The 20,980-nt window shown below is 54.1% G+C and carries 25 protein-coding genes; 6 read left to right on the forward strand and 19 right to left on the reverse strand.

The window, feature by feature from the left end:
• Positions 1-14: 14 nt before the first annotated feature.
• From FFR93_RS01125 to FFR93_RS01140, 4 genes are all read right to left on the reverse strand, one after another.
• Entirely contained in the window at positions 15-608 is a 594-nt protein-coding gene (locus tag FFR93_RS01125; protein WP_138391497.1) for a hypothetical protein, read from the reverse strand.
• Positions 609-624: 16 nt separating this feature from the next.
• Positions 625-1,056 carry a hypothetical protein gene (locus tag FFR93_RS01130; RefSeq protein WP_138391498.1) on the reverse strand — a complete coding sequence of 144 codons (432 nt, stop codon included), beginning with the start codon at positions 1,054-1,056 and terminating at the stop codon, positions 625-627.
• A gap of 50 nt (positions 1,057-1,106) precedes the next feature.
• On the reverse strand, positions 1,107-1,460 hold the full coding sequence (locus tag FFR93_RS01135; protein WP_281407900.1) for a diacylglycerol kinase: 354 nt from the start codon (positions 1,458-1,460) through the stop codon (positions 1,107-1,109).
• 319 nt (positions 1,461-1,779) lie between these two features.
• On the reverse strand, positions 1,780-1,977 hold the full coding sequence (locus tag FFR93_RS01140; RefSeq protein WP_138391499.1) for a hypothetical protein: 198 nt from the start codon (positions 1,975-1,977) through the stop codon (positions 1,780-1,782).
• A 560-nt stretch (positions 1,978-2,537) separates the two neighbouring features.
• Between FFR93_RS01140 and FFR93_RS01145 the strand changes: the two genes are divergently transcribed.
• Positions 2,538-3,014, forward strand: a complete 477-nt coding sequence (locus tag FFR93_RS01145; protein WP_138391500.1) for a hypothetical protein — start codon at positions 2,538-2,540, stop codon at positions 3,012-3,014.
• A 39-nt stretch (positions 3,015-3,053) separates the two neighbouring features.
• Here FFR93_RS01145 and FFR93_RS01150 read toward each other — a convergent pair whose 3' ends face one another.
• The gene (locus FFR93_RS01150; protein ID WP_138391501.1) at positions 3,054-3,719 is read right to left on the reverse strand and encodes a hypothetical protein; all 666 of its coding nucleotides are present in this window, start codon (positions 3,717-3,719) and stop codon (positions 3,054-3,056) included.
• A 139-nt stretch (positions 3,720-3,858) separates the two neighbouring features.
• Between FFR93_RS01150 and FFR93_RS01155 the strand changes: the two genes are divergently transcribed.
• A complete protein-coding gene (locus FFR93_RS01155) occupies positions 3,859-4,770 on the forward strand; it encodes a hypothetical protein (RefSeq protein ID WP_138391502.1) in 912 nt (303 codons plus the stop codon).
• Here the strand turns inward: FFR93_RS01155 and FFR93_RS01160 are convergent.
• Positions 4,767-5,072 (reverse strand): PilZ domain-containing protein, encoded by a 306-nt coding sequence (locus FFR93_RS01160; RefSeq protein ID WP_138391503.1) that lies wholly within the window; start codon positions 5,070-5,072, stop codon positions 4,767-4,769. The genes FFR93_RS01155 and FFR93_RS01160 overlap by 4 nt on opposite strands.
• 278 nt (positions 5,073-5,350) lie before the next feature.
• On the opposite strand from FFR93_RS01160, the gene FFR93_RS01165 reads away from it, so the two are divergent.
• Complete coding sequence (locus FFR93_RS01165) at positions 5,351-5,971, forward strand: hypothetical protein (protein WP_138391504.1); 621 nt, start codon at positions 5,351-5,353, stop codon at positions 5,969-5,971.
• Between the two features lie 60 nt (positions 5,972-6,031).
• Here FFR93_RS01165 and FFR93_RS01170 read toward each other — a convergent pair whose 3' ends face one another.
• Entirely contained in the window at positions 6,032-6,826 is a 795-nt protein-coding gene (locus FFR93_RS01170) for a hypothetical protein (protein WP_138391505.1), read from the reverse strand.
• Between the two features lie 323 nt (positions 6,827-7,149).
• Positions 7,150-7,764 carry a hypothetical protein gene (locus FFR93_RS01175; protein ID WP_138391506.1) on the reverse strand — a complete coding sequence of 205 codons (615 nt, stop codon included), beginning with the start codon at positions 7,762-7,764 and terminating at the stop codon, positions 7,150-7,152.
• A 132-nt stretch (positions 7,765-7,896) separates the two neighbouring features.
• On the opposite strand from FFR93_RS01175, the gene FFR93_RS01180 reads away from it, so the two are divergent.
• Positions 7,897-8,793 carry a hypothetical protein gene (locus tag FFR93_RS01180; RefSeq protein WP_138391507.1) on the forward strand — a complete coding sequence of 299 codons (897 nt, stop codon included), beginning with the start codon at positions 7,897-7,899 and terminating at the stop codon, positions 8,791-8,793.
• A gap of 237 nt (positions 8,794-9,030) precedes the next feature.
• Here the strand turns inward: FFR93_RS01180 and FFR93_RS40600 are convergent, their stop codons facing one another.
• Positions 9,031-9,225 (reverse strand): hypothetical protein, encoded by a 195-nt coding sequence (locus FFR93_RS40600; RefSeq protein ID WP_171048998.1) that lies wholly within the window; start codon positions 9,223-9,225, stop codon positions 9,031-9,033.
• On the opposite strand from FFR93_RS40600, the gene FFR93_RS01185 reads away from it, so the two are divergent.
• Entirely contained in the window at positions 9,208-9,714 is a 507-nt protein-coding gene (locus FFR93_RS01185) for an HD domain-containing protein (protein WP_205910718.1), read from the forward strand. The two genes, FFR93_RS40600 and FFR93_RS01185, sit on opposite strands and share 18 nt — an antisense overlap.
• A gap of 162 nt (positions 9,715-9,876) precedes the next feature.
• Complete coding sequence (locus FFR93_RS01190) at positions 9,877-10,533, forward strand: hypothetical protein (protein WP_138391509.1); 657 nt, start codon at positions 9,877-9,879, stop codon at positions 10,531-10,533.
• A 282-nt stretch (positions 10,534-10,815) separates the two neighbouring features.
• Here the strand turns inward: FFR93_RS01190 and FFR93_RS01195 are convergent, their stop codons facing one another.
• The 10 genes from FFR93_RS01195 to FFR93_RS01240 all read right to left on the reverse strand — a co-directional run bounded on the left by FFR93_RS01195 (position 10,816) and on the right by FFR93_RS01240 (position 20,978).
• On the reverse strand, positions 10,816-11,547 hold the full coding sequence (locus FFR93_RS01195; RefSeq protein WP_171049015.1) for a class I SAM-dependent methyltransferase: 732 nt from the start codon (positions 11,545-11,547) through the stop codon (positions 10,816-10,818).
• Positions 11,540-12,697 (reverse strand): ATP-grasp domain-containing protein, encoded by a 1,158-nt coding sequence (locus tag FFR93_RS01200; RefSeq protein ID WP_138391511.1) that lies wholly within the window; start codon positions 12,695-12,697, stop codon positions 11,540-11,542. The genes FFR93_RS01195 and FFR93_RS01200 overlap by 8 nt, the downstream gene beginning before the upstream one ends.
• Positions 12,694-14,055, reverse strand: a complete 1,362-nt coding sequence (locus FFR93_RS01205; protein ID WP_138391512.1) for a F390 synthetase-related protein — start codon at positions 14,053-14,055, stop codon at positions 12,694-12,696. Before FFR93_RS01205 ends, FFR93_RS01200 begins: the two co-directional genes overlap by 4 nt.
• Positions 14,039-14,887, reverse strand: a complete 849-nt coding sequence (locus FFR93_RS01210; protein ID WP_138391513.1) for an MBL fold metallo-hydrolase — start codon at positions 14,885-14,887, stop codon at positions 14,039-14,041. The genes FFR93_RS01205 and FFR93_RS01210 overlap by 17 nt, the downstream gene beginning before the upstream one ends.
• Entirely contained in the window at positions 14,884-15,891 is a 1,008-nt protein-coding gene (locus FFR93_RS01215; RefSeq protein WP_205910719.1) for an SDR family NAD(P)-dependent oxidoreductase, read from the reverse strand. The genes FFR93_RS01210 and FFR93_RS01215 overlap by 4 nt, the downstream gene beginning before the upstream one ends.
• Entirely contained in the window at positions 15,888-16,502 is a 615-nt protein-coding gene (locus FFR93_RS01220; protein ID WP_138391514.1) for a DNA topoisomerase, read from the reverse strand. The genes FFR93_RS01215 and FFR93_RS01220 overlap by 4 nt, the downstream gene beginning before the upstream one ends.
• Before the next feature lie 16 nt (positions 16,503-16,518).
• Positions 16,519-17,541, reverse strand: a complete 1,023-nt coding sequence (locus FFR93_RS01225) for a beta-ketoacyl-ACP synthase III (RefSeq protein WP_138391515.1) — start codon at positions 17,539-17,541, stop codon at positions 16,519-16,521.
• Between the two features lie 109 nt (positions 17,542-17,650).
• Positions 17,651-18,256 carry a hypothetical protein gene (locus FFR93_RS01230; RefSeq protein WP_138391516.1) on the reverse strand — a complete coding sequence of 202 codons (606 nt, stop codon included), beginning with the start codon at positions 18,254-18,256 and terminating at the stop codon, positions 17,651-17,653.
• A gap of 278 nt (positions 18,257-18,534) precedes the next feature.
• Positions 18,535-20,634: a hypothetical protein gene (locus tag FFR93_RS01235; protein WP_138391517.1), complete on the reverse strand. Its 2,100-nt coding sequence runs from the start codon at positions 20,632-20,634 to the stop codon at positions 18,535-18,537.
• Between the two features lie 77 nt (positions 20,635-20,711).
• The gene (locus tag FFR93_RS01240) at positions 20,712-20,978 is read right to left on the reverse strand and encodes a hypothetical protein (protein ID WP_138391518.1); all 267 of its coding nucleotides are present in this window, start codon (positions 20,976-20,978) and stop codon (positions 20,712-20,714) included.
• Between the last annotated feature and the right edge of the window lie 2 nt (positions 20,979-20,980).

A 20,980-nucleotide genomic window follows, 5' to 3' on the forward strand; every position in this document is an offset into this window, starting at 1 on the left:
GGCACAAACTCAGTTCAAGCTGCAGCGGCTTGGACTACGGCTTCGGCTTTGAGGACATGGAAAATGTCCTGGAGCTTGCCTCTCACCAGTTGGAGTTCTAGGTGCACGGAAGACGTGCCTTGCCGGAGAAAGTTGTCCAGACTGGTTGTAAGCAGTCTCAGGGTGTTCGGATTGAGGTCGTGCTTGCAGCGTTCGGCCCATACCATCACCCGGTCAGCGTAAGAAGTTCTGAAACTCTGGATGCGATCCCATTCCTTGGTTAGTTCGACAATGTCTGACAGCAGGCGTTCAAGCGGCTGGCCCCGGACATCGCCTCTCTCCGCAATATGCGCTTCTACGCCTTTGACTGTGTCGATGAGGATGCGGCTGCGAAGATTGCGCTCAATGGCGACCGTGATTTCCTCGCCCTCGATAGCGCGGTCAGTCACCAGGTCTGGATACTGCTTGATGTAAATGCCGAAATTCGCGAGGTCGAAGTGGAAAGACTGTGAGATTACCGCGCTCGCTTCTCTATATGCGGCAAGCGGGGAAATAATGGTGTTCTCTTCCCTGGCAATTTGCTCAAGGTTCTTGATGGTCTGGACGATTGCCAGGTCGATATTGATCATGTGTTTTCCGTCCTGATTATGGCTGCGGCGCAGATGGATTTATACGGTCGAGCAGAGGGTCGACAAAGGTCCGCGCCAGCTTAATCGAAATCGGCTCGCCTTGTGCCGCAATATACCATTCTTCTATGTCCGCGCGGGTGCCTCTACCCCATGCGGCTTCGCCGTCGTCAGCATCGGCGCTGTAATTGTCGACCACCTCGTCAAAGTCCCGAAGACCGTCGATGTCGAGAAACTTTCCGGACGGGTGTTCAACACCCCAATGCAATGAAGAGCCGCCACCAAGCTTTCTGTCGTGGATGTTGTGGCTGTCCGTAATCCCGATAATGGGCCAGCCGGTGGCTTCGTGAAGGGCATAAGCGAGCGCCGCACAAGCGCCGTGAGAAAAGGCGTGTTCGGCCGCACCGTCGATAACTCCAGGCGTTAGTCTGTCTTCGCTCAGATAAGGCATTGGGTCCCCCTTGTTCTTCCCAATTTAGAAGTCCGGACTGCAAGTGCAACTTACGCCATCAGTTTTTCTGCTGCCAGTGCAGCAAAATAGATGAATGCGGCAACAATTGCGATTGCAACAGTGAGAGACCCCAGGTCTTTCGCGTCTTTTGCGGCATGGGAAAAATCCGGCGAGACGTGATCGACAACTTCTTCGATGGCAGTGTTTAAAGCTTCCGCAGCGAAAACGATCAGGATGAAGGAGATGCCTATTGCGAATTCTTTCCAGCTGACCCCGAGGAAAAGAAGTCCGACGCTGGCAAGAGTTGCTGCGTATAGCTCGTGGCGAAAAGCGGATTCCTTGGAAAGCCGGGACAAGCCTTGATAGGAATATCGGGCGGCGGCTCCAGATGGTTGTGACCCGATTTCTTGGGAGGTTTGGCGTTCATGGTGTGCTCTTGTGCTCTATCGTTACATGATCGCTCTCACTGTTCAGTGCGGTCAAGAAAGCACGCGATTTTGCTGCATTATGGGGCAAGTGGCCACAGCAAGAGTGGGTGGTGTCCGCAGCCTTCCCTGAGGTCAGGCCTGGCGCGGCGGTCGTATTTCGAATCTCCGATCTCCTCCGGAGAATGCCCCGGCCAGTAGTGACTGGTCTCCTTAATCTTATAGTCTTTTCCCCGGTATGGCTGTTTGCAATGGCACGATGGAATCGGCAGACAGAATCAGCCAATACCCCGAAGGTTTAGGTGGGTTCGCCATTAACCCCGCGAATGATGGTTTCCGTAGCCTCTCTGGCCTCACCAATCGAAAGCTTTTCAGGATCGAGATTATCGCCCCTGATGACCGCCACAACTCTGTCATTCTCGTCGGCGAGTACAAACTCCCGGGCGTAAGAGCCATGTCCGGCAACGCCACGTTCGATAAGGAGGTGGAGTTTCATTTGAAAATTTACCCCTCAGAGAAAAGTCATTGCCGGTCAACGGGATACATAAGGCAACCCTGTTTCCACTTCAAGGATCACCATAGCGCCGCCAATTTCGCTACCAGCCCGATCCGGTAGCCTTCGCCTCAGCGAAGCTCATCTCGTCAATAAGCTCAAGATTTTCCCAATCTGCCTCGATCCAGGCTCTAGCTCCGCAAGAAAGTTGACTGCCGTTGTAAACCAATTTGGATGGGCCTCGATTTATCACCTCTCTTGCGTACCTGGTCCCGTGCGGACCCTTGAGGGTGTAGACCGGCCGATTGCCACCATCCTTCGCATTCTTCGCTATGAACTGGCGGTTCACATGGATGATTGTATTCATGAACGCATTCGACGTTAAACATTGAAACCTCCGAATAATCTAGAGGCAACTTCTGTCGGCTCAAACGTTAACTTTAAAATTCTGAGCGTCAATCAGTAGCCGTAGGGAGCGCCCTTCCACTGGTGCGATTTTGCTTGTTTCTCTAGGAATTCGCCATCAACCTTAATGTGTCGAAGTGCGATCAATGAGTTTATCTATGGGGTTTCAGTCGGACATCTATCTGGGTTTCGCAGGCAAACAGGAAATTATTGCGGCGGTTGGCGAAGAGCTGTATCGAAAGTATCTCCCGGACGCTTCGGGTGAGCGCGAGGAAGAAGAACATTATGTCGAAGATATCGTGCCACGAAGTGTCGCCCTGGATTATCTGAAGACGAAATATGGTTGGTCCGTACATCCACGGGAGACGTCGGCCATCGGGATCGCAGAGGTCTTCAAATGGGATCATGAAGGCGAGGACGTGGGCGAGGACGTTCACCTCTACGGCGTAAAATTGACGTCGCGGTATTTCCCGGCATTCCTGGATTTTCGCGAGGAAAGCGGTGGTCTCTACCTCAAGCGTTTTAACAAGGACCTTCTTGACGACATCGAGTGGGTGCGGGCCTATCTCGTGAATGACCTGGGGCTGCAGCACTATAAGAATGCCGAGGTCCTTGTTCTGGATCAGTGGTATTGAAGGCTTTTGGCGCGGGGCCCTCGCCCGCGCCAGCTGAATTCAAGGTCTTGGACCGTTGTCGGGGCTGAGTAGGGCGTCGAACCCATCGCCTTCCAGAAGCAGGTCCAGATAGTCCCTGATCTCGTTCAGGCGATTGACCGCTCCTTCATAACTGACCGGCACCTCCCGCAGTCCTTCCCCGGTGTAGGTGACGCCTTGCTCGGCAAGGTCCTGGTTGAGCAGGTGAATACGGACAATCAGTTCCGCCAGCACATTATGATCAGGGTCTTGCCTGAGCTTTGCCACAGCCTTCGAAAACAGGTGTGCCGGTTCGGACTTGTGATTGATGATTCGGTCCGTGTCGGCCAGCGTCTGCGTGATGCTTTCGAGGGTGAAGTCCTCGTACTGAGTGAGCAGCAATGTGTTCAGGTGCGGGCGAATAAGCTTCGTGTAGGATCGGTGGAGGCTGTCTTCGATCTCGTGATTGAGTTCCCCACCGCCCGACTGCACCTTCAGGAGGTCGGGGAAGCGCTTGAGGTAGGTCGGAATTTCGTTCGCGTCATAGCGAACCTCCGAGCGGACGATCCCACGTACGATGTCGTTAGCTTCCTCCTGAAGGAGGGAGCGGGGTAGGTCTTGATCTTTCGCATTCGCCGCGCTGATTTCGTCGGCCCTGCTTCTTACGGCGCTAAGGCAGGCTGTCGCCAATAATAGAGTATCTTTCATACTGTGAGGTCCTCGGTTCTGAGGAGTATACTCCTGATCCGGCCTGAAAAGGTCAAGGCTGCGTTGAGGCGATCCCATCGTCGTTGTTTGCTGCAGGCGAACTCTCTAGTGTGGAACAAAGCTTTTGGGAAATGAAACGATGCGGGCACTGGTGTCTTATGTTGAGGAAGGGCGGGACGCCTATTGCGACGGCAAGCAAGTCGACGACTGTCCGTACGAGGATAACACTGTCCGTTATCATCACTGGCGGAAGGGTTACTGGGAAACGCAGGCGAATGACACGTTTTCTCTGGAAGAGGATGTCGACCCCCTCGATTTCAGTCATCCCATCTACCTGGCTGCAGACGATGCTCGTGGAGCCAATCGTTCAGCTGAGTATCGGATGAACGAACTGAAAAGTCTGCTGCCCTCCATAGCGCAGATCGAGGCTTCCATAGGACCGGCGGAAACCTGGAAAGGAAATTGCTACGGCGTCGCCGAGGCTCTGCTGAATTCCGGCCTTCTCCAGCCGGTGATAGATCAATTCGGACTGATCCAGGCGACTTATGGTCAGTATTTTGGCGTCGTTCTGGAAGGAAACCAGTTCTCGGACAAGCCGCTGATTCGCCATGGATGGCTGGAACTGGAGGAAGGGATCGTGATCGATCCGACCTATTGGGTCTTCGTGAATGAGGAGCCGGAACTGCGTGTCTGTGGTGTGGAAGACTACGATATGGGTGCACGCAGACTGCGGTCTGTCGTTTTGAAAGATCACAACGCGCCGGAGTTCAATGAGGCAGACGGCGTTGTTCGTTGGCCGATCAACGACCCGGACGTAACCAAAGCGGTGTGCGAGCTTCTGGGCAAGCAGTCCCGGGTCGATGAGGGTTTGATAACCGCAAATCAGGCCCGCTGGCTTGGGAATAGGCCGTTGGCCGATTTGAAGGTAAATGCGGCTTCGATCTACCGGGCGCTCGACATGCTTGGGTATCGAGCCTTCATCCCTCTGGACAATCGTCGATACGTGGAGTCATTAGCGGAAGCTGATGAGCAGAAGGGGCTGCGGCGTTAACCCGACACCGCTCGCGGTACGGCCGGATGATCGCTTTTGCGCAAATATTCGAGCGGTCTGCGAAACGTAATCCCCATTTCATTCTTGTCTTTCCAGGCGAGTGTCGCGCGCACTGGGATCAGTTCGGGCAGGATCATGATCTCGACGTCAGATGCAGTTTCGGGAGCAGGGCCCTTGAATTTCAGGCGAGCACCTTCGGAGTGCATGTCGACCATGGTGCATTCGATACCAGCGCCACCGACGGACTGAATATAACGGACAGTTTTGAAGGATTTGCGGCGGTGAATTTTGCGTCTCGGCATGATGAATTCCTATTCTAATTTCAAAAAATCCATCGCATCTGCGCCTTAACAGATGATTAATTCGCGACACTAAAAAGCTCCATTATTCCTAGATTTTCCTTTGCATCCCTATTTATTTTCGCGAGATTTCCTTTAGGTTAAATTTTGGTCGTCGGTCAACCAGGCAGCTCCCACCGAAAGGCATGCTAAACCCGAGCAAGAAAACCATCGAATTTCCTTTCTCAAATCGGAATTCGGAAAACGGGAGCATTCTGTTACGGTCCGATTAGGAGTATGGGATGTCGAGTATAGAATTGACGCATGAAATCATGCGTAAGCTGACCGCTGCCTTTGCCAAGGTGGATAGCGGCAATCTTCGTCAGTTTGAACGGATCAATCTGGTTGCTGAAGCCTTTGGATGGAAAGGTGACGCCTTGATGCATCATCTGAAGAAGGGCCGTAGTCGTGCTGTTCCTACTTCAGATGATGGTCCAGGTTCTGGTTCGGACGGTCCGGGTTCTGGTTCAATCGACCTCTTTGTCGGGCCGTCGACCGCGACCAGGTCGGCCTATGTCGGCGTTCGGGCTGCCTCGCTGTCGGAGAAGCATGGTCTTCCAGTTTATTGCGCGCCTAACGTCTGGCGGGTTCGAGACCGACTTCTACCGGCCGGGATAGTCATGAGCAGTCTGGGGACGATAGACGACTGGAATGAGGCTGTGAAATTGGCGCGGATGGGCAATCGTGTTCTCGTCGATGCTCGGAGGATTGCAAACGATCTCGCAACGGTACTGCCGTTGTTGGGGGCTAAGCCAGAAGAGATGGCGCTGGTCAGTTCAATTGTAAGTGTGGCTGAGCATCTTGGTGAAGGTCGGAAGGTTTATTCCACCTTTGAACGTCTGTTCCCATTTAAGCTGGAATAGATGTGGCCCCTCAATCGAAGGGAATGCGGTCATGTCGAATAGCAGCTAAGAAGCCAGGCATTATGAAGGTGTAGGACTATCTGGCTCATCTGGTGTCGGTCGCTTCTCTAGGAGCATATCCTTGGTGAGCTTTTTCGGCAGAATGATCTCAAGCTCTTTGATCTTGGCCTGAAGCGCGGCATTGCCGTCGGGGCTCTTGAGCCATTTTTCGACATCGAAAAAGGTCTCGAAAACCCTGGATTTAACTTCCGCTTCTGAAAGTCTCGCCATTCGGCGTTTCATGTCTGCGTCCATCACGGCGCTTCGGGCCAGGTTGCGAACACGCACCTCGTGAGGCTTGATCGCCGCAACAATGTCATCCGCTTCGACATAGAAGGATTCCGTTGTGCATTGGGCCGACAGCCCTCTCATGGCGGGGATCGCATCGGGGCCTCTAAGCAGGAGCGCATCCCAGACTTTGTAACGATGTCTCCATTGGCGGGCGGTGATTTCGCTCGGTCTGTCTGAGTTGTCCCAATAGGAAAAATCGGAAATCTCCGGTTGGTCCATGAAGAGATCGCGCCAACTGCCTCGTTCAGTGTAGATGATCCCATAGATGTTTCGGCCATGGGGCATGATCGAGACCTCGAAGTCAAAATCGACTTCACAGTCCCTGTAGCCGGTCTTCTTGATTTCTCTCTGCCTGTCCATGACGGAGTGATACGCCTCCATCAGGGGCGTTTTACCGGCTTTACTCTTCGGGTTTATGAAGGATTGGTCAAAAGTGTCGGTTGCGATGCGAGCGTGAACGGCAGCGAGTCCCGCGCGGTGCAGAGGCTTGAGTATTCCCCGCCACTTCATAAGGAATTCCTGCAACTCCTGAAGGCTGCCTGATTGAAACTTGAAGCCGTGATAAATCTTAACGCTCATGAACCTGCACAGGTAAGGGGCGGTGAAGTCCCGATATTCACGGCGCTATTGTCGCCGTTGGTTTGAGGTTCTTGCAAGGTGAAAAGGAGTGGCAAGAAGATTTTCTGGCCACTCCTGCCCCTAATCAGCGAATGCCCGGCGCAGCAGATTGGCGGCGATTTCCTTCAGGAGAATGCGCTGGTGCTTGTCGCTCCATTCTCTGAGGGATTTGATCTCATCGAGAGCGAGAAACAAGGATTTTTGCGCATCTCAATGCGCAAATTGGTCAATTATCGCATTCCGAGCGAAGCTGGCTCGTTTTCGTTCTTCTCAGCAATCGATTTGTATAGGAGCCGCTGATGTTTGTCGGCCCATTCTCTCAGCTCCTTGACGGCGTCCAGAGCTTGGTCGATGCCCTTATCTGAAAGGGCGGCATAGATCGATGCGAGTGTAGCATGCTTGTTGTAGAGGCGAGCTTCGAAGCCACCATCGGTTGAATTCACTCTGCACGAAAGATTGTCCCAGCATTCCTCTGTCGCGTCCTCGGAGAATTCAACCTGCGCGATGTTCTGGTAGCCATCAAATTTGCCGTTCAGCTCTCTGTTCCATCCTTTGACAACTGAGGCGCTGACGATAGCTCCCAGGAAAAGATCGATGCGTTGAACGTCACTGGCCCACATGAAGTGTTCCGCCCCTGGCTGGCTCGAACTCTTGTCGAACGTCGAACTTGTTGCCAGTTTAAGCCAGTAGTTCTGGGTTATGTCTCCCTCGTACTCGTACATTTCGGCTTCGACGAAAATTCCGTATACGCGCTGCGGGGCTGCTCCATTCGTGTCAACTCCGAGCAGTGCGGGTGCGTCACTGAAATGAATTAGGTCCGTTGTGATTCCAAAGTGTTCTGACATGGTGCTACTCCTGTGTCTGCCCAGCATAATTTTACGCGATGCATATAAGAAGGTGTGTAGGGGTCGGCCTTATTCATATACGGTTTTGAATGGCGGCTTCAATTTTGCAGACAGGTCTGCATAATCGACAACATGACGGACGAAGATGCCAAGATTGAAGAAGTGCACCTGCGTTACCACTCCTTCGGCGGTGGTCGCGTCAGAGAAGCCGTGCGGGATCGTATTGTTGCAGTCTGGCGCGAAACTCCATCTGAGTGCAGGGAAAGGGTTCTGCGTGATCTGCATCGCGTGGGTTGGTTTGTTGACGCGATGTTCAGGGCAAACGCTTTCCACGCAGATGGCGACTTGAACTCATGGTTTGCGCTGGAGACGCAGAGCGTTGAGGAGATTATTGCTCTGTCAAACGCCTGGCATGAAGAGCAAATAGCCTTGGCAGCAGGTCTGCCGGACGATGATGAGCCGGAGACTGAAGACAGAGACGATCTTGAAGAGTCAGGAGCTTACGGCCGTACTGTTGAGTTCGAACCTTCGTCGTCAGACTGGATTTTCATTCGGTTTGGCCCGATGCCTAAGTCAGGTCGTTCTCAATGTGGTTTGATTGGGGAGGACGTCGAGGATGCCCAGGATCAATGGCGGGTGGAGTTGGGTAATATGACCCATGAAGCTGGTGTCTGTGTGTTTCGGGCTTATCGACACCCGGGTCACCCAGGTCATTTCGTGCTAATTCAACCGCACTTCGAGCATGCAAGATATGGTGTGCCCGGCCAGGAATCTCATCTGATGGCGATCATGCCAGAGGCCGATGTCGCGGAGGACATTCCGGTGATGCAGGTAAAGGGTTCGCTCAAAACAATACGGGGCTTTGATGGGTCGCGGCGTTGCGAACTAGGGAGCGATGGAGAGTATCTGATCGACGCCTTCTCTCCGCTGACCACAGAAAATCTGGAAATTGGAAAGATATGGATGACGGAGCGTTGTCCCGTCCTTGATGTAATAGGACTGTCGAGACGCTCGGGTTATCACCGATGAATTGAACGGTCCTTCTTGAAACGCGAACATCAGCATTCTATTTTTGGTTTAAGCAGCAGGAGATTTGGAAAATGAACATGTTGTAGCTCTTCCATACGGGACGCCCGCGCTGGACTACCAGCAACTGAAAATACCCGCAGCAGGTCTGCCTCAGCTCCGACAAGCGTCGTTGAGCAATCCTCGTACAGAGGCGACCGACCCTCCCACAAAATCCTGAAGCCGCCAGATCGTGGAAAGCTAACGCTCGACTTCCACCACGATCAGATCAACGCGCGCGCCGTGAACGATATCGCATGTCCTGGAATGGATGCGACGCCGGTTGCGCATGGCTTCAAGGAAAATGTCATGAACAGCTTTCAGGAAAAGCTCGCTCTTCTCGAAATCGAGATGAAGGCCTGCGAACAGACTGCAGGGATGTCGGTTCTTCGTCACGGCGAACTCGTCAGAGACTTTTACGATGACCTCATTGCACACCTGGAAACGGGATCGCCGCTCAAGGGGGAATGGAAGCTTCCCGACTGGGTTGCTGATCCGAGGGTCTTGGAGAAGCAACTGGACCGGGAAACGGTCAGGGAATACGCACGCCTGCACGATTGTGGAAAACCCTCGGTCCGGACCGTTGATGAAGACGGCCGTCAGCATTTTCCGGGGCACGCTGCTGCGAGTGAACGTATCTGGCTTGAAATCGGGGGTGATCCGCAGATCGGTCGGTTGATCGGTATGGATATGGACATTCATACGATCAAAGATGCCGATGTTGCGGAGTTTGCGTCCCGACCGGAAGCGGCAACCTTGATGCTTATCGGTCTCTCGGAAATTCACGCAAATGCGTCGATGTTTGGCGGCGTAGACTCTGTCAGCTTCAAGATGAAGTGGAAGCAGATCGACAAGCGCGGCCGAGCGATCCTGAAACAGTGGTAGGCGTATTGGCGGAGAGGGAAACAGTCCTCTCCGCCAAATCTGAGTGCCATCGTGAAAATATCGACATCAAGGAATTCCTGCGGTGAGCAGCAAGGAATTCCTTGCGCGATGAAGATAATTGGTTGACCCTTTCAGGATCGCACTCTGATTTCTAGATTTTTCATGGACGAGCAAAAGGAAATTGACCGGCTTCGCGGCAGTGTCGTCAAGCATGCAGTTGGCCCCACCATCATCCTCGGATCGGGATCGTATTTCGATTTTTGTGACCCGGATTCCTCTGAAATAACAATCGAGGACATTGCCTACGGGCTTGGTTACGAGGGGCGCTTTTCAGGACAGTGCTATAGTAACATTCTGAAGAAACGGAAGTTTTTCGCGACCGCGCAACATTGCGTTCTGGGCAGCTATTCCGTTGAGGAAGAGCTGCGGCTGCAGGCCCTCTGGCATGAGGCTGGGGAGGCGGTTTGCGGCGATATGAGCGCGCCGTTGAAGTCCCTTTGCCCTGATTACAAGGTTGTCGAAAAGCGCTGTGAAAGTTCGATCCTGCGGCGGTTTAAAGTCGTGATGACCCATCCGGTTGAGATCAAGATCATGGATGTACGCCTCCTGATGACCGAGCGCCGCGATCTCACAAACTGGGGCGGTGAATCTTGGTCGGCAGACGGTAAGGAACTATTGCCTTACGACTTCAAGGTAATTCCCTGGACGCCGGACCAGGCGGCGAAGGCTTTTCTGGAGCGTCACAAGGAATTGACGCGGCCGGGTTATAAGTCAAAACTTCTGAAGAGGCTCGTCGGTCGCGCAGGAATTGCAGTCTAAAAACTGGTGGGGGTACCGATTGGTCAGGCTGTCGCCGTCCTCTGGAATTTCTCGCGGACGAGAGCCGTTCAAATTTTAAGGGAGACGATATTGAGAAACTGGCCCGAGCATCTTATTGCACTTTGCGTATTCGTGATTTTGGTTACTCTGGTGATGATGTTCTGGGGCCAGGCCAATAGCGCAAGGATCGCGAGATGTGACAATCCTGAATTCGCTAAAAACCCGGAGCATGTTCAGTATTGTCAGGACATCAAGGCTAAGCATCAGAATTGATGGTCTTCGTCAGGCTTTTCGGTGCGGTTGCGAAATGGGGCTTATGACATCGTCATGGGCCCTGTTCGTGTCCTTGCCAAAATTCATTGATTTCTGGATCGTCGCAAACTGAACGAAACCTCGGTATGCCTGTCGCAAGGATGGATAGTATTTGCCGTCTTTGCCGAATGTCCGCTCGTAAATCTGATCCCATAGGTCGGGAAGCGGTGGAGCCTGGTGTTTCCCCAATTCGGTAATCGCCCATGAACGCAGTGGGCCAAATCCTGAAAAATCACCGAAATCGACAATCGAAACGACGCCCTGAGGTCCCAGATGGGAAAGAGCAAGGTCCAGTGTCTTGTGCCATTGGGGCATCATCGACAGCGTGAATGACATCAAGATGCCGTCGAAAGTCCGCTTTCCGAACAGCTCTTGTCCCGAAAAGTTGGAAGCATCAGCCTTGGCAAGCTTGATGTTCGGCGTGCCCTGCAATTTACGTGTCGCGGACTTCAGCATCTCTTCGGATATATCGAGCCCGTAGAAGTGTGCGTTGTCAGAACGTTTCGACATCAGATGTAGGTTCCGACCGGTGCCGCAGCCGATTTCAAGAATGTGTTTGCCTGGCTGGATTGCCAAAGCCTGGATTGCCCGGTTGCGTCCGAGCAGGAAACCAAATCGCGTCAGATCGTACACATGCCGCGCACGCCTGTATTTACGGTCCATGGCCTGGCCGTGGTCGGCGGAAGAAGGATGGTCAGTCATTTCCGTTCCATTCGATGTCATGCGTGGTTGCTGCGAGAGGCGAGATTGATTTTCTCGCTGATCGTAGAAGGAATTCTGTCATTGTTGCCAGCTGGCCGACTGCGGGCAAGACATCGTTTCTGCGATAGGTGACGTCCTTGGCGCGTTTCCAATCGGTCAGGAAGGCTCGTGGTCTTGCATTCTTGAGTCCGTAGGTGAGCATGGCGAGCGCCACCATTTTCGATTCCATGCGCGGCGTGTGGCAGTGATCTTCATCTTCGGGACCAATGCTGAACATGCGGTTCCAGTCCGTGTCCTTGTCAAGAAGGTGAACACCGCTCGTTGCGCGCGGATTGCACTCGATGACGTAGGTTCGGCCTTCAGGTGCTGCGATGAAGTCAAAGCTAACTTGGCCCGTAAAGGAATGGCCGTCCACGAAAGCGCGGACAAACTGCTTTATTTCCGGTTGATCAAGCGGCTCGAAAAAGATGCCTGCACCCCTGCCCGCCCGATAACTTGGCTTGTAAATGCTGATTGCCTTCAGCTTTCCTTTGGCCGCAATCGCATAGCAGCAGAATTCTTCACCTGGAATGAATTCCTGCGCGATGTAGCGGTTCTGCGCGGTCGGATGGATTGCATCGAGCTGCGCCGCTGTGGGCTTCACGAAAGTTCCCTCCGCAAAGCGAGAGAAAACACGTTTAAAGACCAGGCCGTTGACCTTGTCGCCCTCGATTGCGGACGTGTTTGCGATTTCAAGCATTGCCTCTCGTGTGTTGAGGATTGCCGTTTTGGGGATCGAAATGCCGTAGGGTTCGGCGCATTGGAGGAAGCGATACTTGTCGTGAAAGGAGGAAAGCTGGGCTATGTCGCCGGTGAAGATTTGGCAGTTGATCTCCTGCTGGTAAAGTGCAAGGTGGAAGAGCTCCTCACAGGTTGGAATGATGATGTCGACCTTCTCATCTGCGATGATCCGGTTGAGGTCGCGGACGAACGCTTTCGGTTGTTGCCTTGGTGGCGCAATCCGAACCGAGCGGTCGACAGAGTTCGAAAATCGGCAAATGGGAAAGCGCATGCTGTCGGCTGCCACGACGCGCGATCCGCTCGCTTGCAGGCCTCGGCAGATTTCAAGGGCGGCCGGTGAGCGCGCGCCGGTTACGAGAACCGTTTTCATCGCGTCTGCCCCTCGTTGACCGGGAAATGTCTCGCGATACGCCTCACTTTGACGTCGTAAGCCGCTCGCAGAAGAGGTTTGACGAAGCCGCTAGGGGGCAGGCAGTCATGACGCTGCGCAACATCGGCGAGCAGGCGTTGGAAGGTCTTGGTGTGGATCGGTCCCGGTACGGCGGGTGCTGGCCCCCATTGCATCTCGATGTTGTCCGGTGCCGTCTGAACGATCTGATATTCTGCTGTGCCGAGATCGGAAGCGAGGACAGCTTGCCGGATCGCATCTGCGAAAATCGGCTTCAGTTTACCGTCGGCTGTCGGGAAGTAGAGCGTGCTATCCGCCCTGCCCTCAATCTGCTTCAGCGCGGTAAACGGCCCAATGTGTGAACGGTCTTCAATCAGAATATCGTCCAGTCGATACCTGATGATGGGCTGGGTGGTCCGAGAAAAATCAGTGATCATGGGTCGAAACCGGCCGGATGCCTTGTCGACCCATTCTTTTTCGATGATAACGAACGCCTCATTCAACTGCAGCGTTCCTGAATTGTCCGATATTCCCAGGAAACCTTCCGTGCACTGATAAATCTGGTCGACGCGCCTATTGAACACGCCTTCGATATGTTTGCGGTCATCAGGTTCGAGAACCTCGCCTACCGAGAAAATGCGCTTGGGCGCTATGTGGAAGTTGCCGGTGGAAGCAAGGTTTGAAAGATGCCTAAGGATTGACGCTGGGGCCACAAGGACATCCGGCTGTGTGCGGGTGAGCCTGTCCACATAGGCTTCGTCGCCTTTCCCTGATCTGGTGCCGCCCAGAAGGTGGCCAGCAGTGATGTCGTAGAAGTCCAGGACGAGATGTTTGCCTCTGTTGAGGGTGGTGTAGAGATTGCTGTTGGCGCGCAGGAAGAATGCGATCCGAGTGGGCTTCAGGATCGAATGTGGAAGCGCATGCGCGAGCATTATGCCCGCCCATCGCAGACGCTCCTCCTTGGAAACAAGGAAGACGCCCCTGCTGCCCGAGGTGCCGGAGGAAAGTCCGACCGTGATGTCCCCTATCATTGGTGAGAAGTCTCGGTCCTTCTCGGCCTGCAAACCAACCGCCAAAGCCTCGGTGAGTTTGATTCGGGCCGTGTTCATCCGGTCGAAATTTTCAAGCATTTCCCGCTTCGTTATGATCGGAATCTCCGAGAGTGGAGCGTCGACATATTCGCGATAGAATGGTGATCGTGCCATGACCTTTTGACGAAAGCGGGCCATGCCATCAGTCTGGATTTGTTCAACGTCAGCCTTGGACGATATCGCTCCAAGACGGCGTTTGGCCGCGAGGTAGTGCCAAAGCACGGTGGCGCTGTCAAAGAGGCCGGGCATTGTCGATTTCCTTCCATATTTCGCTGCAGTGGGAAGGCACGAGCTTTACTTCCGGCCTGGTTTTCGTGAGGTGATGGAGTTTGCCCATGACGCGGTCGTAATCCTGTCCGCTGTCGAAGGCTGAATAAGCCAAGGACGAAGGCAGGCGGTTTTCCCGAATGGCCCGGCTGGACCATGCAGCGTCTGCGACCAGAAAGATTTCGCCATGCTGCGCATCCTGGAAGTAGATGCCGAACTGATCCTTGGCGTGTCCTGGAAGCGGCACAGCGAGCACGCTCCCATCGCCAAACAGGTCCCAGCCACTCTGGAAGCCTGGAAGGTAGTCCAGAACGGGAACAGTCGGAATCTTCTCCAGAGGCATCATGCGATTTTTGAAATCGCCCGGGATAAGGTCGGGGATAAAGCCAGTCTTCACAGCCTGGATCGGTGAAAGGGCCTGTGCGGCGTCAAAAGCTTTCTGAGACGCGATGACGGTCACGTCGGGGAAGTCCTTGATGCCGCCGAGGTGGTCGGCATGGAAGTGTGAGAGGATGACCGTGTCGATATCCTGCGGGCGAAGGCCGTCGAGGAGGAGCTGTGAATGGAGTTCATCCTCAGCGGTTACGGTAACCGGAGTGAACCATGCATAGAACTTGTAGGGAAGCTTCTGCGTCACCGTGTGGAAACGCTTTGCATAGCCAGTGTCGAACAGGATGTTTCGTCCGGAAGGGTGCTGAATAAGGGCGCAAATCGCCGGAAACTTCGTCACGGCCCAGGGTTCGCCGCGCATAGTCAAAGCGCCGATGTTCTTGCAGAAACCGGCGACGTATAGCTTGCTCCTGACGGTAATCATCCTTGCTGTCCCCTGAACCTATCCAGGCGGTACCACTCGGCATAACGAGCGATCCCTTCCTTGATCGAAATCCGTGGCGAATAGCCGAGGTTTGTTCGGGCTCGCGTGATGTCGAGGGTTTGGTCGAATGCGAACAGACCGGCTGTATAGCGGGTGAGTGCAGGTTCGCCCTTGATCGCGCCAATCCTTGCGGAAAATTCCATGCCTCGGGCGACGAGATTGGCCAGCCAGTAAGGAACGTTCTTCGTAGTGTACGGCACGCCGACTGCGGTCAGAGCCTGTTTGATGAGGTCGGCGATTACGACCGCCTCTCCGTTGGTGATGTTAAATGCCTCGCCGTGCTTGATGTGGCGGGCCTCCGCAGCAAGGATGAGTGCGTCGACGACGTTCTCGACATAGGTCACATCAACGACAGCCTGGCCGCCGTTGATAAGCGGAACTGGACCGCGTTCGGCGGTCGCCATCAGGCGCGGCATCAAGGTGGTGTCATATGGTCCGAAAATGCCGCGCGGTCGAATGATGATCGCTTCCAGACCTTCGTTTCGAACGGAAAGATCGATGTGCGCTTCAGCTTCCCACTTCGTGCGTGCGTAGTCGTTGATCTTTCTCTTCGGAAGCAGGGAGAATTCGCTGATGTTCAACTGATCGCTGAAGTTTGCGTAGATGCTCGGGGTCGAGACGTGAACCAGTCGCGCGCCAGCGGCAAGCGCGGCATCACGAACGTTGATCGTGCCATTGACGTTGATGGCTTCGAAGTCTTCCCTGCGTCCCCAGGGTGAGGATAGAGCGGCGCAGTGGAATACGACATCGCATCCTTCTGAAAGGGTCTGAAGTCGCTGATCTTCTGCCAGATCGACAGCCTCGAAGCGAATGCCTTCCGAGGCAATTGCCTGGCCGACAGCCCTGTTGCGGCCGGTTGCGATAACGTCATGACCGTCGCGATGAAGTCGTTCAACCAGGTTCCGGCCAAGGCCGCCCGTCGCGCCTGTAACGAGGGCTCTCATGAGAATTCCTTGTCTGCAAGCTTGGAGGCAAGCTCTGAGGCCTTGCGGCTCCAGAAGCGCCAAAGCCCCTTGTTTTCGTCGCTGACGTCCGTTTCAAGCTGATCGATAAGGTCGGCTGCAGCGAGGAGTGTTGCGCGCGCCTCCTTGGAGATGAGGGACGGTTTGAAAGTAAACACGGCGACGAAACGTTCGACGATGAGGTCGAAGAGTTTTCGCCATTCATCGGGCATCGTGTCATACAGTTCTGGATCGAACGCGCTTGTCGGAATGATCCCGTAATGCAGATCGAAACTCTCCGGGCTTCTCCAGGCCGGGGACATGTAATGGCCGTTGTGATGTCGCGCTGGTTCATCGGTCGAGAACCTCACGTCGAGGGCGGACATGATCAGCGGCAGGTCAGGAAGAAGGACGGTCGGAAGATAGGGTACATCGGTTCTCGGGTAGGAAATCTGTTTAGCTGCGTAAAGCTGGTGCAGCGCTGAGTGTACTTGTTCTTGCCGAATGCCGAGCTTGGCCCGTGCTATGGAGATGATTTCATCGTAGGTGAATGGAAGAACGGCCTGAGGGGCGTACTCATCGGCAATCTTGCGAAGGTCTTGCGAAATCGTCACGTGAAATTCCCATTGTTCAGTGAAACTGCAGAATCATGCCTGCGAGCGAAATTCCGGCACCGGTGCCGATGAGGAGAACATTGTCGCCGGACTTCAGGCGTCCGTCGGTCCTGGCGATATGGAAGGCGGTCGGGATGGAGGCGGCAATCTGATTACCGTGATCAGCGAAAATATCGACCAGCTTGTTTTGCGGGATTTTCAACTTTTTGCGCAGGTGTTGCATCGCGAGGAAGCTCGCCTGGTGTGGAATGACCAGGTCGATATCCTTCATCTGGAGGCCCGTGCCAGTAAAAAGCGTCGAGAGGAAACTGTCTATGTTAGCGGCTGTGACCTTGTAGGCGGCTTTGCCGTCCATCTCGAACAGGGCAAGCTTGGAAAGGTCACCATTCTGTCTCGATGGGTGGAACTTCGTACCGCCAGCCTGCACCTGGCATACGTTGGCGGCCACGCTGTAAGTCTCCATGTGGCTTGCCCTGACGGTCGCCGACGCGGAAAAACCGAAGCTGGATCGTTCGATAATCATGGCCGCTGCGCCGTCGCCAAAGATCAGGCTGCTTTCCATGTGGTCCCAATTGAGGCCGAGAGAAGGAATGTCGCTCGACACCAGTAGAATGCGCCGGTAGCGGCCGACAGCCATCAGAGCTGAGGCATTGTCCAGGGCCGTGAGGAAGCTCAGACATGTGCTGTTGATGTCGAAGCAAGGGATATTCATGTGTGACAGGCCAAGGGCCTTCTGGATCAGGGAAGCGGTGCAAGGAATTGCCTGCTCCATGGTGCCTGACGCGGAAATGATGCAATCGATGTCTCCGACGGCGATCTTCGACCAGCCTGCATTCGCAAACGCTGCCTGAGCGGCGTTTGCTGCCATGGAAACGGTCGTATCCTTCTCGCCAGCAAATCGCCGAGCTTTCACACCAGATTTGTTCTCGACCCATCCGCGTCGACGCTTGAGGCGATCATCAAGCTCAATAGACGTGACTTCCCGATCAGGTCGAAACGTGCCGGAACCAAGGATTTTGAAAGTGCGGCTAACAGACAAAGAAAATATCCACGCTCAAAGGAATTCTGCGCGAATAAATCGGGAAAGAAGCTGCCTGTCAATCACGCAAAGGAATTCTCTCCAAAAATATTTGATGAGAATTTCAATTTTACGCCGATAACTCCTTTATAAGTGCCTTCATGTTATAGCGAGCAGACGCCTCGAATTCCTTGCGCATCTCCGCAGTGAAGTACAGCGGGTCTCTTCCCAGGAAGTTTTTCATGACCCCTGCCCTGCCGCTTCGCCATTGCGGCTCAGGCACCCATGCATACTCTTCCCGAATGGCAGCGTCGTAGGTACTGAACGTTTCGCTATCCGTGCCAAGGATTGCAAGATCGCAATCGAGGAAGAAAGCGATGTCCTGAGTTTCTGCAGGGCTCAGACCTTCAGGGACTTGATGCTTGGCGGTGGCAGAGATGCCGAGGCAGACCAGCGTCAAGCGAGCCTCTGAAATCAGGGCAATGAGACTTTCCTGCGCGGCTGCAGCAGATTTTTCCTCGTTGTCCTGGCGGTCGCTCCGGTAAATGAGATCGTGGAAAACTGCCATCCAGAAGAAGGCCTCGATATCATTGATCAGATGCGGATGTTTGGAGGCCAGATAGAGGATCGCGAGGATGTGGTTCCAGTTGTGGTAGGGACGACCCTCGTGGCGAGCCCGAAGCTCTGAGATCAATGCTGCGTGACGATTGAAAAGCTCTTTGAATTGCTTAAGCATCGCTCAACTCCTTACTCATCTCACGCTATTTGGTGATCTTCGGAAGAGCAAGTGCTCTGGCCTATTGTCACCGATGCGGCTGCTGCATAGCATTTAGGGATGGGAAGGCGAATTGATCGCTAAGTAGCAGAAGGCACGAAAGTCGAAGGCTTCCAGATGCATTGCATCCCGTTGACCGGAGACCTGGTGCCGCCGTAGAGGGTTCCGGCCCCGTACGCGAAATGTGCAGGATTGCTAGGTGAGGCCGACAACGGCCGTGAAAGCCTCACCTCCCAAACTCACTTCTTCGATTTATTGCTCATCAACTCACTGACGTTGCCGAGTGCCTTCATGATACGATGGAAGGCTGCTCTCGGCTTGTTGCCGCTCACCTCTGAAATAGCCTGTTTCACTGCTTCCTGGGGGTTTCTGACGCCCTTCAGCGCCAGATTGTCGGCAAGATCGTCAGCCTCAAGCTTCACGCCATCCAGATACAGCGGCTTCAAGGGGTCTGGTAGGTCTTGCATGTTCTCTTTCAGCTCTTTGACCAGTGATCGCTGAGCTATGAAGTCCTTGAGAGCTGCTATCTGCTGCGCTGGTCGCTCGCCGACATCGTCCCTGAATTTCAGCGATGTCAGGACGTAGTAGGCGAGCGATGCGGATAGCAAGTCGGTTCCCGCCGTGATTTGGTCGACCGATTGATAGTGAGGCGCTTTGACGAGTTTGGAATAGAGATTGCCGTGGCTGTCGAGGAGTGCGCGTCCCGCCAATCCGTCGAGCTTTGTCACTTTGAACTCGGGAAAGACGTGGTAGCCGAGGTCCTTGAAGGTTTGACTGATCGCGTCGGCAATATTTGGGTTGCGTTGGACACCAAGGCTCTCGTAAACGCGCATCGCATTGGTGATATCGCCCGCGACGATCATCGTTCTCACGATGTTGGCGAAATCGATCTTCGAAGCGAGTGGTCGTTCTTCGTCAAATAATTCTTCGAGAATGGTCAAGCCAGTAAGGTGAGCGGTCATCATGTCGCTGATGTCCTGGAAGGCCAATCGCAAGCGCTCTTCGACGGGAAACATGAGGACGTCCGGGTGGAAGCCCCGATAGCGTTCGAAGCGTTCAAGTGCTTCCGTACTCCCGCCTTCGGCGTGAATCAGTTCGACCATATCGGCATGCAGGATGGAAATGCCTTGCAGATAACCGGTCCTTACTTCTTCCACGGCTGCTTCGTCCTTGAACCGGAGCTTCAAAAGGTTCTCGACTGCGTAGGACATGCCATGGGTCACGAGGACTTCCGATGCCGCGCGCGGATCGAGCGTCTTCAGTTCTTTCGACAAACCATTGGCGAAGTTCAGTGCCTCCGACCAGTCTACTTGTTTGTCTGCCCTAAGGTAACGATGGGCATAGGTCGGTCCGACCGCAACGTTTCTAATGGCTTCGAGTTGCTCTTTCATACGCTCCTGAGCATTGAATGCAAAATTGGTTGGAGTTGCCAGGTAATGATGGATGGCGGAGACAACATTCGATGCCGGTGCCAGCCCACGGTCGTCATTTGAGGTGTAGTAATACGGTCCGTGTCCGATGCTCTCATTTCGATCTGACAAGGCGTCGACCATATAGCGCTTGAGCGATGAGTAGGTTCCCGCCGCACTCGCGAGGACGAAACCGGTGACATCTTCTTCTGTCGGCTCTTGCGCGTATTCAACCGGCAACGGCTTGTTGGATACGATAAGCCTCAAAGGAGGCAGTGGTGCCTGAGTATCGCCGCTATCGACACCGTTTCCGCGTTGTACCGGGATAACAATCAGTTCGAGGCCGGGGTGCGAAGCAATTGCATCGCTGAAGGTTCCTTCCGAAAAACGCGGGTCAGTGCGGCGGTGCTGGTGGTTCTGGATCGATGTCAGAGCGTTCACGATATAGAGAAAGGCCTTTATATCGCCTTCGTCCCATGCGGTCTTCACTTTGTCCAATGCGGTTGCGCGGTCGAGCAGCATGAACTCTTCACGCATGGATTTCGCGAATGGGTGGTCCCACAGTGCATCGAAAAGCAGTTCCTGCTCCTGGCGATAGAGAGAGGTTTCGCGAACCGTTGAAATGCCTTCAGCGAATTCTTCATTGCTGCGAAGAAATGAAACATAGTCCATGGCAAGGCCCGTGTGCAGAAGCGCGTAAAGAAGCGGTCGATCTGCTTCATTCAAACCGTCGCGGGTGCGCTGCGCAGCATCCAGCATCGATTTCCATGCCTCGACAAGCGAGTTGGGATCGCGGGTGATCGCCCGGGAGGGCTTGTTGTCGTGAAGCTCCTGCAGGACTGCCGAATACGCTTTGCGCTTGAACGAGCTTATCAGGAAATGGGTCAGACGGCTGGGGTGTGTTGTCGGCAGCGCAGCGTTAGTGGTCATCGTGTCGTCCGCATTGAGATAGGACGAACTTAGCGGTCAAGATCGAATTATTCAAAGCATGATCTATTCTTTATGGATCAGGCCGGTGTCAACTTTGCAAGATAGGCCTTGCCAGCCTCCGTAAGCTGCGTTTTCGTCCAGGGATATCCGCAGGAAATGTCGGTCTCGATATAGCCGCGTCGGATAACACGATCCACGGTCGCGGCAATCGTGTCGTTGTCAGTCGCTTCGAAGACGGAGAAGCGTCCATGCCGTTCAAGGTGTTGAAGTACGTGTCTCGTGCTGCGCTGCTTGCGTAGCGGAAGATCGTCGAGGCCGGAGCTGAAGGAGTCGATGAATGTCATTT

The organism is Rhizobium sp. MHM7A (assembly GCF_005862215.1).
GTDB lineage: Bacteria > Pseudomonadota > Alphaproteobacteria > Rhizobiales > Rhizobiaceae > Rhizobium > Rhizobium bangladeshense.

Bases quoted from the DNA above. Each gene is read 5' to 3' on its own strand.
- FFR93_RS01125 (WP_138391497.1), bottom strand. From the start codon at position 608: ATGATCAATATCGACCTGGCAATCGTCCAGACCATCAAGAACCTTGAG.
- FFR93_RS01130 (WP_138391498.1), bottom strand. From the start codon at position 1,056: ATGCCTTATCTGAGCGAAGACAGACTAACGCCTGGAGTTATCGACGGT.
- FFR93_RS01140 (WP_138391499.1), bottom strand. From the start codon at position 1,977: ATGAAACTCCACCTCCTTATCGAACGTGGCGTTGCCGGACATGGCTCT.
- FFR93_RS01145 (WP_138391500.1), top strand. From the start codon at position 2,538: ATGGGGTTTCAGTCGGACATCTATCTGGGTTTCGCAGGCAAACAGGAA.
- FFR93_RS01150 (WP_138391501.1), bottom strand. From the start codon at position 3,719: ATGAAAGATACTCTATTATTGGCGACAGCCTGCCTTAGCGCCGTAAGA.
- FFR93_RS01155 (WP_138391502.1), top strand. From the start codon at position 3,859: ATGCGGGCACTGGTGTCTTATGTTGAGGAAGGGCGGGACGCCTATTGC.
- FFR93_RS01160 (WP_138391503.1), bottom strand. From the start codon at position 5,072: ATGCCGAGACGCAAAATTCACCGCCGCAAATCCTTCAAAACTGTCCGT.
- FFR93_RS01165 (WP_138391504.1), top strand. From the start codon at position 5,351: ATGTCGAGTATAGAATTGACGCATGAAATCATGCGTAAGCTGACCGCT.
- FFR93_RS01175 (WP_138391506.1), bottom strand. From the start codon at position 7,764: ATGTCAGAACACTTTGGAATCACAACGGACCTAATTCATTTCAGTGAC.
- FFR93_RS01180 (WP_138391507.1), top strand. From the start codon at position 7,897: ATGACGGACGAAGATGCCAAGATTGAAGAAGTGCACCTGCGTTACCAC.
- FFR93_RS01185 (WP_205910718.1), top strand. From the start codon at position 9,208: ATGTCGGTTCTTCGTCACGGCGAACTCGTCAGAGACTTTTACGATGAC.
- FFR93_RS01190 (WP_138391509.1), top strand. From the start codon at position 9,877: ATGGACGAGCAAAAGGAAATTGACCGGCTTCGCGGCAGTGTCGTCAAG.
- FFR93_RS01195 (WP_171049015.1), bottom strand. From the start codon at position 11,547: ATGACTGACCATCCTTCTTCCGCCGACCACGGCCAGGCCATGGACCGT.
- FFR93_RS01200 (WP_138391511.1), bottom strand. From the start codon at position 12,697: ATGAAAACGGTTCTCGTAACCGGCGCGCGCTCACCGGCCGCCCTTGAA.
- FFR93_RS01205 (WP_138391512.1), bottom strand. From the start codon at position 14,055: ATGCCCGGCCTCTTTGACAGCGCCACCGTGCTTTGGCACTACCTCGCG.
- FFR93_RS01210 (WP_138391513.1), bottom strand. From the start codon at position 14,887: ATGATTACCGTCAGGAGCAAGCTATACGTCGCCGGTTTCTGCAAGAAC.
- FFR93_RS01215 (WP_205910719.1), bottom strand. From the start codon at position 15,891: ATGAGAGCCCTCGTTACAGGCGCGACGGGCGGCCTTGGCCGGAACCTG.
- FFR93_RS01230 (WP_138391516.1), bottom strand. From the start codon at position 18,256: ATGCTTAAGCAATTCAAAGAGCTTTTCAATCGTCACGCAGCATTGATC.
- FFR93_RS01235 (WP_138391517.1), bottom strand. From the start codon at position 20,634: ATGACCACTAACGCTGCGCTGCCGACAACACACCCCAGCCGTCTGACC.
- FFR93_RS01240 (WP_138391518.1), bottom strand. From the start codon at position 20,978: ATGACATTCATCGACTCCTTCAGCTCCGGCCTCGACGATCTTCCGCTA.